This is a genomic window from Streptomyces sp. NPDC002690, assembly GCF_053592415.1.
This window is the reverse complement of sequence record NZ_JBSFVR010000202.1, coordinates 1-13,003: the sequence shown is the minus strand read 5'-3', so window position 1 is coordinate 13,003 and position 13,003 is coordinate 1. Positions and strand designations below refer to the sequence as shown.

The window sequence follows — 13,003 nt, the reverse complement described above, 5'->3', positions numbered from 1 at the left end:
TCCACGGTCGGGTACCCACACCCTCACGAACGGCCGAATCATCACACCGGTAACGGCCTACCAGGACGATTCAGCAAGATCGTGTTACGAGCTCTAACTGTCGTCGCACACCCGCCAGGAGTTGCGGGACAGCCTCGAGTATCGGGGCAGCCCTCCGCCTTGCGATCGCGCGCACAATGGTGTGCCGAATGTGCGGCATCGACCACACCCGCCCCCGGGCCTGGTCCGTCGGCGCCGGAGTCCGAGTAGAGGTCCTTCGCAGAATCGCCGGCCACCACCCAGCGCTACCTGCACCCGGATGTCCACAAGATCACGGCGGCCGGGGCGGCACCGTCAGCCCACTTCAGCGCGCTGCGCGCACCACGCTCACTACCGAGCCCCGCCGTCATGCCCCGCTGACTCGGTCGAGGACGCTCGGACCCTGACTGGTCCCCGAAAAAAAACGAGGGCCGGTTTCGGATCTCTCCGAAACCGGCCCTCGAACAACGACTGTCTCCAGTCGGGACGACAGGATTTGAACCTGCGACCCCTTGCCCCCCAGGAGTGAGGGTCGAGGGTATTTTCTGGATAAAGCAGACTTAATCCGGGCGCACTTCGCGTATGAAAGCGTGCGACGTGCACCACCGGGCATAGCGCGTGGTCCCCAACTGGTCCCCAAGAAACCTCTTCCCGCGCCCGGCCGAGATCCCGAGCGAGCCTCTCAACTCACGCCGGGATCACCTCTTGATCATTTACAGGGATACCGCGCCGCCACCAACCCCCGGCCACGCCGGGGAAGCCCATACCCACAAGTCCCTCGACTTCGCTCCTCGAAAATAAGAGTTCCGCACCGCCATTACCCCGTCCAAGTAATGGAAAGAAACCTCGCGCAACCATCAATCAGTACATCAGACGCCGAGAGGCCGCTGCGTGCATCATGCACTGGTCCCCGCTACTGGTCCCCAGCCCAACACCTCAAAAAGCCTCGCCTCATGATCTCGTTCGGACTTACCGGGTCCGCTTTTTCAGCGTTCGTTCTCCAGAGCGGCATTCAAGCCGTAGGCGCCTGCTTGCGAGAGTCTGTCAATGATGTCCAGGCACCGAGTTCGCAACGCGGGCGGGCTTTGGCGGTACAAGCGGAGAACCGTCCAGACCAGATAATTACCGTCCGCTGCGAGGTGGGTTCTTATGTCGCCGAGCTCCCTGCCAGCATGCTGGACGATACGCTCGCACGCCTCGATGACCACAGTGGGCAAAGGTCCGGCGTGATCGTGGAGGGCGAAGACAAGATGCTCGAGGTGGTCGGCGAATGCCCGGCTATTCAGGAAAGCTATGACGAACTCATCGACGCGTGCGGAAAGCAGGTCGAAGGCGCGCCTCACGCCCAGGGAGGCGTTCTTACGGACCTCCGCATCGTCATCATCGAACAAGGGGACGAGATGCAGGCAGTGGTCGACACTGCGGGCGAGAACGGCTGCCGCGCCGCGGCGGGCGGCATCGTCCAGTTCTTCAACGGTCTGGGGCACACCAACGGCAAGACATCCCTGTATGGCAGCAACTGCCCAGGTCTGACCGGCAAGTTCGACTACTCCTCCCCCAGGGCCTCCGAGCGCATTACAAAGATGGGGGGTAAATCGTACGGAATAGCGGACTAGTGAATGAATTAGTAGTTTTTGGGTGGTAGGGGCGTTGTGGACGTTGACGTCCTGGTGAGTCAGTAGCTGGTCAGCTACGTCCAAGGCGGCCTGAGGGTCGTGCTTCATCAGTGCCAACACAGCTTCGGCAGCGCAGACCCGGACGGCGAGCGCTGGATCATTGGCTAGACGGGTGACCAAAGGGGTGAGTACGCGGCGGTGCTGACTGTCGTGGAACAGCATGGCGGCAACGGTGAGTGCTGCCTGGCCTCGGATGGAGTTCACTCCGGCGGTCAGCAGATCCGTGCGGACTCCTTCAGCATCGAGATCACGGATGTCACGCTCGGGACAGAGATCGGTGGTGTAGCTGTCGAAGGCAGAGAACAGAGCAGGAGTGAACTTCTCCGGGGCCGCCTGGAGTGCGCGGCAGATCGTAGGCGCCGCCTCGACGCCGAGGACCAGGTGCGCATGGAGAGCCAGTTGCTCCCAGCGGGAGATGTCCAGGTGGGACGTAACCGCCTCAACAATGGCGCAGAGATAGGCGGCCGGTGATCCCGAGCCAAGAGTGAAGGCAAAGTCGGTGAAGCGGTCGGGTTCCTGTTGCGCGCTGCTACCCAGTGTCCGGGCCAGCTCGTGGATGCCTCCTCTGCGGGGCCAGAACCGTTCAAGTCGGGGCTGGGCGTACTTGTTCAAGGCGCGGCGCCACTGGTCGTCGGTCATGTACCGAGCGGCGTGGTCGCCGATCGGTGAACCGACGAACTCGGCTTTGACTGGCTCGGGTGGAGACGGAACCTGGCCGGGGAACTTGCGCTCCAATTCACTGAGCCGGCGGCGTACCGCTGCGCTGCGGCGCGAGGGGTAGATCGCCGACAGCAGCTCGTACTGGGTCCAACCCCATGCACTGGGACGTGCCTTCTGCCGCCGACGCTCCCATGCCGGATAGTAGCCAAGCAGCACCGTGGTCAAACGGTCGAGCGTCTCGCCAGTGCAGTAGGGGGTCGTGGCCTTGATGAGTTCGCGTGAGGCCCAACGCGCACTGTCCACCCACCCCAGGCGCAGGTGGCGCTCGTCGGTCAGAAGCCAGGCAATCGCCTCATCGGGCCGTCCCAGGACAGTGTGTAGGCGGCATGCGAGGAAGCTCAGCTCCTGAACTGGTGAGGCGGTCAGTTGCCGCAGGGCATTGGTGGCGGCATCCGGATCTTGGACAGCCAACGAGCGCAATGCTGTATCGAGTGTGGCCAGCAAGGCGGCGTCGACACCGTGGCCGCCGACGAGGCGGTAGGTCCAGCGGCCACCGAGGTCGTGGGAGCCGGTTCGGACCACGCTGCTGGATGTGGCCACGCCGATGACGAACGGCAGAACCTGGACGACGTAGGTTAGCGGCTCGGCCTGCGCAATGCGCGACAGGACTGTGTCGGCCACCTGTGAGTTCGTAGCCAGGTGCTCGGAAGCGAACGGGTCGCCGAATCCGTCGCCGCGTCGCACGGGCAAGGTGACGACGCAGGTAAGCGCCGACAAGGCGCGCAGCAGGAGCGGGGTCGGTTTCGGAAAGGCTGTAGAGAAGGGACCAGAAGTCGCTGTTGACCGCGATCGGCCCCCTGATCTCATCCGCGTACCCACGATCGATCAGATCGACGGCGAGGTCAACGAGGTCAGGTGTGAGCGCCCACTCGATCAGCCTTACAAGTCGACGCCGCCACTCCGGCGCGGCATCTATGTACGGTCGCACCAGCTCTGCGAGACGTTCGGGCCGATATCGCGCGACGGCCAGCAGTTCTGCGAACGCAGCGTCAATGGTTTGCGGCATGCTCAGCCAGCGTTCCCACCTCTGATCGTGGTCGGCAGCGTCGAACCACTGCGGCAGGGCGAGCAGACCGCGGACCTTGCCCGCCACGGAAGCCCGACTCCATGCGACAGGCTCGAGGGCTTGCCAGTCCGCCAGGGTGGCATCGATTTGCCCGAGGACCGCGATGATCACATCGTGCAGGTGCGAACGGATCCGATCGGAGGATAAAAGCTGGGCCACAGTGATGCGGAAACGTTCACGGTCCGTGCCAGCGAGGTGCTCGATGATCTGCCGCGTCTGGGCGCGTCGGAACAGGTGCTGACCGGAGCCAGCCAGAAATTCATGAATATCCTCACCGGCGGAGATGAACGACCGAGCGAAGAGAAAATCAAAGTACGTTTCGTGGAAGAACCCGATTTCCTCCGCGTCACGCACAAGTACGCCATGCGACTGTAGGGCCCTTACCTGCAGACGGGGAAAGGCATCGAGCAGAGCCACAGAAGCCTGAAGCGTTTCGCGCTCGCTCATGGAAGCGCACAGGCCGCCGGTGATCCCTGCCCAGTCCAGTCCTCCAAGCTGTTGCTCGATCTGCTCGCGGACACCACCCGGCGAGGGCGAGATGTTCCGCGCACCGGGCTCGGACAGGGAGCCGTACCCGCACGATCCACGAGAAGGCGAGCACGGGCTGACCGTACGCGCCTGCGTCGGCTCCCAGGTTCTGGCCGCCCTCGACGGCGACACCAGCCTCGTGTACCTGCTCGACCTCGGGGTCCTGAAGGGCCGCCTCATCACCATCGGCGGAGAGTTCACGTCCCCGGCCACCGCAGTGCAGCCCGCACTCTTCTGACCCGTCCGAGGTCCGGCACGCCCGGTCGGACCGTCACCGCAAAGCGAGGCTCCGCATTCATGGCACCCCAAGACGCAGTCTTCGGCTGGGACGAAGACGACAATGCCCGCGCGTACGACGCCTTCACCCGCGCCCACCCCATGTACGACGCAACGAGCCGCGACCTCGCCCGGCGCTCCAACCTGACCAACGCGGACCTGGTGGTCGACCTGTGCGGCGGGGCGGGCGCGACCGCCCGCGCGATTCTCGACCTGGTGCAGGCCCACACCCGGGTCACTTCTCTGGACAGCGCCTCCGCGATGCAGCGCGTCGGCCGCCGTGCCTTGCCCGACCCTCGCCTGACGTGGGTCACTGCTCCGGCCGAGCAGCTCGCCGAACACGTACCCGACGGCATCGACGCAGTCGTGTGCAACTCGGCGATCTGGAAGACGGACACCCGCAAGGTGTTCTCGGCCGTAGCCCGCCTCCTACGCCCCGGAGGACGGTTCGCCTTCAACGTCGGAGGAGGATTCGCAGGCGTTCGCCACCCCGAGGACCAGTCGACGGAACGCACCGGGCCCTCGCTCAACGCTCTCATCCACCAGGTAGCTGCCCGCCACTACGGATACACGCAGATGCCCGTGCCCGCGGAGACCTCGCCGAGACTCCCCACCAGCCTGATCGTCGAGCAGCTCTCCGACGCCGGCTTGACCGTGGTCGAAACGGAGGTCACCGTTCAGCACAGCACCATGGCGGAGAAGAAGGCGTGGTTGTCCATCCCCGTATTCGCCCGCCCGACCGGCGCGTTCACACACGCTCAGCGGATGGAGATCTTGAACGCCGCCTATGCGCTGACCAGCCCGGACGCTCCGACTGCGACCAGTTGGCTCGTCGTGGTCGCCGAACTACCCCGAGGCAAGTCGTGAACCCGTTCCCCGAGCTCCGGAAAGGAGTGGCTGGGTGCGACCACACCAGCGTCGGGGTGCTGGTCTCCTCGCAGACCGGGCTCCTGGTCTTCGAGAGAGCGACCCCGCCGATCGGCCTCGCACCGGTCGCCGGTCACGTCCGCGAGCACGGCGACCCCGAACAGGCCGCCCGAAACGAGGTCGCCGAAGAGGTCGGCCTCACCGTGACGAGCCTCCACCTCCTGCTGGACCAGTGGCGGCCCAACCGCTGCCGCCGCACAACCACCGGCCCAGTCGGACACCATTGGTGGATCTACGAAGCCCAGGTCACCGGTTCAGTCCGTCCCTGCCCCCGGGAGACCCGCGAGCCCAGGTGGACCCGCTCCGACGAGCTGCAACGGCATGCTCAGCGCACTGCCGCGTACGCCGAAGGACAGTTGAGTCGTCAGGACTTCGAGCGGAAACCTGGACTGGAACCGGTGTGGTGTCGCTTCCTGCACTCACTGGAGCTGATCGTCCTGTCCGGCGCGGACCTGAACCGGATTGACGCGATCCTGTGAACTACGGCTCGTCGGACCGCTCAAGAGGAGCCGACTCGCCGGTCGGCCAGGAGTCGGGCGTGGGCACGGATCCGCTCACGGTCCTCGGGGAAGACGCTGTCCCACTCGGCGTCCAGGTCGACCCACGCCGCCGGCTGACCAGGCTCTCCTGCGAGTCGGACATCGCGCTCGACGGTCGCGGCGTAGGACAGCCCCAACGTCGGGGACCAGTCGACCCGGTAGGAGCGAACGGCGACAGCGGCAGGTTCAGCGTGCAGTTGCACCCGCAGCCCGGTTTCCTCCAGCAGTTCCCGCGCCGCTGCCCGTCGGGGTGTCTCGTGCGGTTCGACTTTGCCGCCCGGTGGCACCCAGCCGCGCACACGGTGCTTGACCAGAACGATGTACCGCAGCCCGGGGTCGGTGACCCACACCTCCGCCGCCAGCGGCTCCATCGGAAGCCGCCGGGCTTCATCCAGCCAGGTCCTGGCTCCGTCGAACTCCAGTGCAGCCGAACGGGCGTCCTCGACCGCTTCATTCAAGATCAGTTGACCAAGTTCACGATGACTCATCCGCCACACCTTAGGCGTCCCCAGCCACATGCACCGCAGACATCCTGCCCAACCAACCCGAAGGGAACGCAGTCCGTGAACCATGCTTCGTACGAGCCCCAGCGAGGGGCCTGGGTGGTGCTGGGCGGAATCCACCTCCTCAATTCCACCGAGCCGCGCCGGCCGAACGAGCCGATCGTGCTTGTCAGGGTTCCCCCGCAAGAAGTATGTGCCCCGAGTACCACGGTGGTCCTCAAGTGGAACCGCCTCGACCTCTGCCAGGTCGACGCGCTCAGAGCCGATGGAACCCGGCTCGGAACCGCAAACATCGCTGGCAACGCCCTCTTCCCCGATGCGATCGCCGGAGCCGAGCTGCACGAACTCGTCGGAAGCGGTGAGGCCCCGGGTCTAGTTCCTCTGTGCTATCTGTCCGAGCACGCCGGCGGGTACCACGCCTACGCCCAGATCCGCTTCCACCCCGAAGACGCCTGCTTCATCCGCACCAGTCGCGATCCGGTCGGGCACGGACCGGTAGAGGAACTTCGTTGGCTCGACCCGGTGCTGGCGACTCACGCGGAGTCGCGCACGGCCCTCGGAAACCACCTTCGGTACTTCCGCAAGCACTTCGCCGGAACCGAGCTGGAGTTCAATTACACCCTCGACCCTGCGCCGAACATCTGGTCCGCCGCCCTGGAACTGCTCAAAGCCCTACGGGAGGGCGAGTTGGAGGGCTTCCGACCGGAGTACCGCGAAGAGTTCCAGATCCACCACACCGAGAACCACATGTTCGACGTCGTCGGGCCTGAGTCCGAGATCGGCTATGCCTCATTCATCCCAACCGTCACCGCAGGGCACGTACTCAAGAGGAAGTGGTTCACAGAGGACTCCTTCGCCCGCCGAGAGGAACTGACCTCCGGCATCGACGTCGCCTCCGAGCACTTCGGCGCGTACCTGCAAGACGAACTGGGCCTCCAAGTCCAGGCCATGCCGCCGTTCCAACGGGTCCGCTACGACATCCAGTGCGAGTCGATGCGCACCGGCCACATCTTCGGCATCTTCCTCGATCGCTGCTCGCTTCTGGACGCGCCGGATGTAGTGCTCTCGCAGTGCGAGCTGGAGTACCTCCGTTCACGCGCCATCCTCGCCCACGATCAGGACGAGGTGCTTCGGGAGATGGAGCTCGTGGACGAATGGCTCCGCCAGTGCCTCGGTATCCGCGGCTGGGCGAGCGGGCGCACCTTCTACTCGAAGCGCAGCTTCCTGCCCTGCCCTGACTGGGAGACGCTCGTCGCACTGGCCAACGCGCTCGTGGCCGCCTCCCACGACGAGTACCGCGGCTGGGGAGACGTGGTCATCTTCGCCGCGTGCACTGCCGCACGGATCGGAGAGATCTCGGGCTGCCGCGTCGGAGACATCGACACCACCCAGTGGATCTGGACCGTGCGGCGTCAGACCACACCCGCACCCGGCGGGCTCACCGACAAGGGCACCAAGGGCAAGCGGGCCCGCAAGGTTCCCATCGTCGAGGAGATCCGCCCTCTCGTCGCCCAGCGCATCCTGTCCGCCGGCCCCAATCCGGACGCCCGCCTGTTCACGGGCCCGCGAGGCGGGCGCATTTCCACCGCTGTCCTGCGCGATGCCACACACTGGGACGACGTGGTCACCAAGCTCGGCTACGAGCATCTGCGCCGCCACGACCTCCGACACACCGCACTGACCTGGTTCGCCGACGCCGGGGTCCAGGTACACGTCCTTCGCAGGATCGCCGGCCACGGCTCACTGACCACCACCCAGCGCTACCTGCACCCGGACGTCCACAAGATCACTGCGGCCGGAGCCGCACTGTCAGCCCACTTCACGGCGCTGCGCGCACCGCGCTCATTGCCGAGCCCCATCGTCATGACCCGCTGACGCGGTCAAGGACGCCCAGACTCCAGCTGGTCCCCAACTGGTCCCCAAAAATGATCAAGGGCCGGATTCGGATAGCTCCGAATCCGGCCCTGACCTGCGACTGTCTCCAGTCGGGACGACAGGATTTGAACCTGCGACCCCTTGACCCCCAGTCAAGTGCGCTACCAAGCTGCGCCACGTCCCGGCACTCGTCTGACCTGGACTGTTGCCCTGGCCGAACGCGCATGAGAACGATACCGCACTTGGACGGGTGGTTTCGAACCACTTCCGCTTGACCTCAACCAAGGTTGAGGTTGGACCATGATCGGCATGACGAATTCCACCGTTTCCCGGCTCCGCACGTACCGCTACGAGGACCTGAACCGACTGATGGGCCTCATGACCGGCGACGAGAAGCACGGGCCCGCCGCCACCTCCACCCTGGACGTGCTCTGGGTGCTCTACGACCAGGTTCTCCGGGTCGGCCCCGCGACCGTGGACGATCCGGAGCGGGACAGGTTCCTGCTGTCCAAGGGCCACGGGCCCATGGCCTACTACGCGGTGCTCGCCGCCCACGGCTTCTTCCCGGAGGAGCTGCTCGCCGGCTTCGGCTCGTTCGACTCGCCGCTGGGCCAGCACCCGGACCGGCTGCGGGTACCGGGCGCCGAGATCGGCAGCGGATCGCTGGGACACGGTCTCCCTCTCGCGGTCGGCACCACCCTGGGGCTGCGGGCGCAGGGCCGCACCGATCCCCGGGTCTGGGTTCTCGTCGGGGACGCCGAGCTGGACGAGGGCAGCAATCACGAGGCGCTCGCCTACGCCGGGCCCGCCGGCCTGGAGCAGTTGCACACCGTGGTGATCGACAACCAGTCGGCGACCTACGGCCGCCCGGGCGGGATCGCGGCGCGCTTCGAGACCGCCGGGTGGTCGGTGGCGAGCGTGGACGGCGGCGACCACGAAGCGCTGTACGCGGCCTTCACCGCCCCGCACCCCGGCCGACCGCACGCCGTGGTCGCCCGGACCGCACCGAAGCGCTGACCGTGCCGGCGCCCTCCCTGAGTCCCGCCCCACCACACACTCCCGCCCGACACCCACCGCGGCGCACCGCCCCCGCCCCCTCACCCTCACCCTCAACTTCACCCTCAGCAACAACGGAAGGACTCCCCGTGGACACCATGCGGGACCGCTTCATCTCCACCACCACCGACCTTCTCGCCCATGACCCGCATCTGGCCCTCGTGCTGGCCGAGATCAGCCGCGACGGCTTCGCCGGAGCCGAGCGGAGCCACCCGGACCGGGTGATCAACGTCGGCATCCGCGAGCAGCTGCTCATCGGCGCGGGTGCGGGTATGGCCCTGACCGGCATGCGGCCGATCGTCCACACCTTCGCCGGGTTCCTGGTGGAGCGCCCCTTCGAACAGATCAAGCTTGACTTCGGGCACCAGGGCGTGACCGGGGTGCTGGTGAGCGCTGGAGCCTCGTACGACTTCCCAGCCGCCGGCGTCACGCACATGTCTCCCGGTGACGTGGCGCTCATGGACACGCTCGACGGCTGGAACGTCCACGTCCCCGGCCACCCCGACGAAGCGGAGGCACTGCTGCGGCGGGCCGCCGCCGGGGACGAGAAGGACTACCTGCGGTTGTCGCTGCAGACGAACCACCGGGCCATGCCGGTGGACGGGAACGGCTTCCTCACCGTGCGCGAGGGCTCCCGGGGCGTCGTCGTCGCGGTCGGCCCGACGCTGGACGACGTGCTCGCAGCGACGGAGGGGCTGGACACGACGGTGTTGTACGCGACCACGGTGCGGCCCTTCGATCGCGGCGGGCTGCGCAGGGCGACGGGTGCGGGCACCGCCGACGTGGTGCTCGTGGAGCCGTACCTCGCCGGTACCTCCGTGGCGGTGGCGACCGAAGCCCTGCTCGATCGTCCGCACCGGGTACTGGGGCTGGGTGTGGGCCGCGCGGAACTCCGCCGCTACGGGCGGATGGACGAGCACGTCGCGGCGCACGGGCTGGACGCCGCAGGGCTGCGGGGCCGCATCACCCACTTCCTGCACGGCTGAAGGAACGCGCCACGCGCGGGACGGCCCTTCGCCCGCCTCCTCAGCGGCGGGGCAGCTCCCGGCGGTCGATGTGGCCCATCAGTTCCTGGGCGAGCGCCTTGATGGTGACGAGCCCCGCGCGCCCCCACGGCCGGGGGACGGTGTCGACGGCGCAGACGGTCCCGATCGCGACGCCCGCGCCGTCGATGAGCGGAGCCCCGAGGTAGGACCGAATCCCTATCCCGTCCACGACCGGGTTTCCCGCGAAGCGCGGGTAGTCGCAGACGTCGTCCAGCACCAGGGCCTTGCGCCGTACCAGGACGTGCGGGCAGTAGCCGTGGTCGCGCGCCATGTAGCGGTCGCTCCGGTTGCTGCGCGCGGCGGCGGTTCCGAGGTCGCCGCCGCCCTGGTTGCCCGCGGGTGTGTGCAGACCGGCGAAGAACTGACGGTTCTCGTCGATGAAATTGACCATGGAGTAGGGGGCGGCGGTCACGGCCGCGACCCGGTCCGCGAAGTCGTCGAAGTTGTCGAAGGTGGTGTCCGGCCGCTCCCCCAGTCCGAGCCGGCGCAACCGGGCGGCTCGGGCGGAGCCGTCGCGGTCGACCGGCGTGAGCAGCTGCCTGCCCGTCACGGGTGTGCTCCGTACGTCTGGAGCGGGGCCGGGGCCGGGGCCGGGGTCGCGGTGGCGTTGATGAGGTGCTGAAGGAGCGTCACCAGCGCCCCCGTACCTGAACTGGCGATCCGGGCGTCGCACAGGACGACCGGGACGCCCGGCGGGAGGTCCAGTGCCGACCGGACCTCGTCGGGCGCGTAGCGGTAGGCGCCGTCGAACTCGTTGACGGCGACGATGAAGCCGATGCCGCGCCGTTCGAAGAAGTCGACGGCGGCGAAGCACTCTTCGAGGCGGCGGGTGTCGGCCAGCACCACCGCACCCAGGGCGCCCTGGGACAGCTCGTCCCACATGAACCAGAAGCGTTCCTGGCCGGGGGTGCCGAAGAGGTACAGGACGTGGCTCTGGTCGAGGGTGATCCGGCCGAAGTCCATGGCGACGGTGGTGGACCGCTTCGACTCGATGCCGTCGAGGTTGTCCGTACCCACACCGATCTGGGTGAGCAGCTCCTCGGTGCTCAGCGGGGCGATCTCGCTGACGGCGCCCACGAACGTCGTCTTGCCGACCCCGAACCCACCCGCGACCAGGACCTTGAGGGCCACGGGGAAGGGCGCGGGGCGGGCAGTGCTGTCAGAGTTGTCGTCGTAGGCCATCGAGCACTGCCTCCAGCAGGGTTCGGTCGGTGGGCATGTCCTGGAAGGCGGGGGCGTGCGCGGTGACGGCCCCGCAGTCCACCAGGTCGGAGACGAGGACCTTGGCGACCGTCGCGGGCAGCCGCAGATGCGCGGCCACCTCGGCGACGGACGTGGGGCCTTCGCAGAGCCCGAGTGTCACGGTGTGTTCGTGGCCCAGGTGGGCCTGCGGTTTCCTGCCGGTGGCCATGATCAGCGAGAGCAGGTCGAGCTCGGTCGTCGGCCGGGTCCGGCCGCTGCTGACCGTGTACGGACGGACGAGCCGGCCGGCCTCGGCGTCGAGCAGCGGTCCTTCCTGAGCCCGCACCCTCACAGCCCCGGAGTGAACGGTGTCCCCGCCATGTGCCGCGCCGGGGTGGCCAGATACGGTCGCACGCTCTTGACCAGCATGGTCATCTCGTACCCGAGGACCGCCGCGTCGGCCTCCCGGCCGGCGAGGACGGCGAGGCAGGTTCCGGAACCGGCGGTGGAGACGAAGAGCAGGGTCGAGTCGAGTTCGACCACGACTTGGCGCACGTCGCCGTTGTCCCCGAACCTCGCCCCGGCGCTGCGGCCCAGGGAGTAGAGCCCGGCCGCCAGGGCCGCCATATGGTCCGCGCTGTCGGAATCCATGCCGTGGACCGACTTCACCAGCCCGTCCGCGGACAACAGGACGGCACTGCGCGTGTACGGAACACGTTGGACGAGTCCGCTCAGCAGCCAGTCGAGGTCGGCGACCTGACCGGACGTCATTTCGCTCGGCATGGTGCATCTACTCCTTGTACGTGTTCTCGTGACGGGGGTCGGGGTTCTCGTGACGGGGGTCGGGGTTCTCGTGACGGGGGTCGGGGTTCTCGCTGCGCGGGCCGGGGTTCTCGCTGCGGGGGCCGGGGCGGCCCGGGACTCCCCTTTCGGACGGTGCGGCCGGCGCGCGTACGGGCAGCGGGGTGACCCGCCGGACCGGTGGCGCGGCCGGAACGGCGTACGGGGCGAACCCCGGCGCGGTGACCCCGGGCGGCGCGGCGACCCCCGGCACCGGGGTGACCCCGGTCCCCGGCGGGAGGCCCTGGCCCGCCGCCCGCGGGGACGTTCCGGGCGCGGGCGGAAGGGGTGCGCCGCCGGCCGGGGGCTCCGCGTCCTGCGCCGACCGGGCCTCCGCCAGGTCGATTCCGCGCCGGAAGGCGGCGACGAGACCCGGGTCGTGCACGGCGTGCTCGTCCGGGACGCGGCGCACCGGGGCCTGGCGGAGCTGCGGCACCAGGTTCTCCTGATTGGTCCGCCGGGGCAGCTCGGGGCGGGCGAGCGGCGCGGGCTGCGGCTCGGGGTACGCGGCCGGCCCGGTGCGCTCCGAGGGGGTGGGGTGGGCTCCCGTGGGCGTCGACCGCTCCGAGGTGCGCTGCGGCAGCGGCGGGCCCTGGGCCTCGCGGCGGATCTGGCGCGGTGGCTGCGGGCCTCCGGGAGCCGGGGCACCGGGTGCCTCGGCCGCGGCCTGCGCCTCACCGGGCGGCCGGAGTCGTCCCACCACGGGCCGGAGCTGATCCTGCGGCGTGGACGGGTACTGCTCGTGCGGGGT

At 68.0% G+C, this 13,003-nt stretch carries 13 protein-coding genes, 1 tRNA gene and 2 pseudogenes; 8 read left to right on the top strand and 8 right to left on the bottom strand.

Going from position 1 to position 13,003, the window contains the following annotated elements:
* Positions 1-1,004: 1,004 nt before the first annotated feature.
* Positions 1,005-3,035: a hypothetical protein gene (locus ACWD3D_RS23235; RefSeq protein ID WP_451462742.1), complete on the bottom strand. Its 2,031-nt coding sequence runs from the start codon at positions 3,033-3,035 to the stop codon at positions 1,005-1,007.
* 70 nt (positions 3,036-3,105) lie between these two features.
* Here ACWD3D_RS23235 and ACWD3D_RS23230 point away from each other — a divergent pair, with 70 nt between their 5' ends.
* The 5 genes from ACWD3D_RS23230 to ACWD3D_RS23210 all read left to right on the top strand — a co-directional run bounded on the left by ACWD3D_RS23230 (position 3,106) and on the right by ACWD3D_RS23210 (position 5,690).
* Positions 3,106-3,627, top strand: a complete 522-nt coding sequence (locus tag ACWD3D_RS23230) for a hypothetical protein (RefSeq protein WP_451462741.1) — start codon at positions 3,106-3,108, stop codon at positions 3,625-3,627.
* A 48-nt stretch (positions 3,628-3,675) separates the two neighbouring features.
* The gene (locus tag ACWD3D_RS23225) at positions 3,676-3,855 is read left to right on the top strand and encodes a hypothetical protein (RefSeq protein WP_451462740.1); all 180 of its coding nucleotides are present in this window, start codon (positions 3,676-3,678) and stop codon (positions 3,853-3,855) included.
* Between the two features lie 163 nt (positions 3,856-4,018).
* Complete coding sequence (locus tag ACWD3D_RS23220) at positions 4,019-4,246, top strand: hypothetical protein (protein WP_451462739.1); 228 nt, start codon at positions 4,019-4,021, stop codon at positions 4,244-4,246.
* 59 nt (positions 4,247-4,305) lie between these two features.
* Positions 4,306-5,151 carry a class I SAM-dependent methyltransferase gene (locus ACWD3D_RS23215; protein ID WP_451462738.1) on the top strand — a complete coding sequence of 282 codons (846 nt, stop codon included), beginning with the start codon at positions 4,306-4,308 and terminating at the stop codon, positions 5,149-5,151.
* A gap of 26 nt (positions 5,152-5,177) precedes the next feature.
* The gene (locus ACWD3D_RS23210; protein WP_451462737.1) at positions 5,178-5,690 is read left to right on the top strand and encodes an NUDIX hydrolase; all 513 of its coding nucleotides are present in this window, start codon (positions 5,178-5,180) and stop codon (positions 5,688-5,690) included.
* Between the two features lie 20 nt (positions 5,691-5,710).
* On the opposite strand, the gene ACWD3D_RS23205 is transcribed toward ACWD3D_RS23210, so the two are convergent.
* Positions 5,711-6,238, bottom strand: a complete 528-nt coding sequence (locus tag ACWD3D_RS23205) for an NUDIX hydrolase (RefSeq protein WP_451462736.1) — start codon at positions 6,236-6,238, stop codon at positions 5,711-5,713.
* Positions 6,239-7,477: 1,239 nt separating this feature from the next.
* Between ACWD3D_RS23205 and ACWD3D_RS23200 the strand changes: the two are divergent.
* Positions 7,478-8,128: pseudogene (locus ACWD3D_RS23200) on the top strand (tyrosine-type recombinase/integrase); the annotation flags it as partial.
* Between the two features lie 110 nt (positions 8,129-8,238).
* Here the strand turns inward: ACWD3D_RS23200 and ACWD3D_RS23195 are convergent.
* Positions 8,239-8,312 (bottom strand) — tRNA-Pro (locus ACWD3D_RS23195).
* Positions 8,313-8,428: 116 nt separating this feature from the next.
* Here ACWD3D_RS23195 and ACWD3D_RS23190 point away from each other — a divergent pair.
* Positions 8,429-9,145: a transketolase gene (locus ACWD3D_RS23190; protein ID WP_451462735.1), complete on the top strand. Its 717-nt coding sequence runs from the start codon at positions 8,429-8,431 to the stop codon at positions 9,143-9,145.
* 128 nt (positions 9,146-9,273) lie between these two features.
* Positions 9,274-10,170, top strand: coding sequence for a transketolase family protein (locus ACWD3D_RS23185; RefSeq protein ID WP_451462734.1), 897 nt, complete (start codon positions 9,274-9,276; stop codon positions 10,168-10,170).
* Positions 10,171-10,210: 40 nt separating this feature from the next.
* On the opposite strand, the gene ACWD3D_RS23180 is transcribed toward ACWD3D_RS23185, so the two are convergent.
* The 5 genes and pseudogenes from ACWD3D_RS23180 to ACWD3D_RS23160 all read right to left on the bottom strand — a co-directional run.
* Positions 10,211-10,780 carry a GAF domain-containing protein gene (locus tag ACWD3D_RS23180; protein ID WP_451462733.1) on the bottom strand — a complete coding sequence of 190 codons (570 nt, stop codon included), beginning with the start codon at positions 10,778-10,780 and terminating at the stop codon, positions 10,211-10,213.
* Positions 10,777-11,412, bottom strand: coding sequence for a GTP-binding protein (locus ACWD3D_RS23175; protein ID WP_451462732.1), 636 nt, complete (start codon positions 11,410-11,412; stop codon positions 10,777-10,779). Before ACWD3D_RS23175 ends, ACWD3D_RS23180 begins: the two co-directional genes overlap by 4 nt.
* Positions 11,390-11,764 (bottom strand): DUF742 domain-containing protein, encoded by a 375-nt coding sequence (locus tag ACWD3D_RS23170; RefSeq protein ID WP_451462731.1) that lies wholly within the window; start codon positions 11,762-11,764, stop codon positions 11,390-11,392. Before ACWD3D_RS23170 ends, ACWD3D_RS23175 begins: the two co-directional genes overlap by 23 nt.
* Positions 11,761-12,195: a roadblock/LC7 domain-containing protein gene (locus ACWD3D_RS23165; RefSeq protein WP_266712128.1), complete on the bottom strand. Its 435-nt coding sequence runs from the start codon at positions 12,193-12,195 to the stop codon at positions 11,761-11,763. Before ACWD3D_RS23165 ends, ACWD3D_RS23170 begins: the two co-directional genes overlap by 4 nt.
* A 7-nt stretch (positions 12,196-12,202) precedes the next feature.
* Positions 12,203-13,003, bottom strand: a pseudogene (locus ACWD3D_RS23160) (hypothetical protein); the annotation flags it as partial.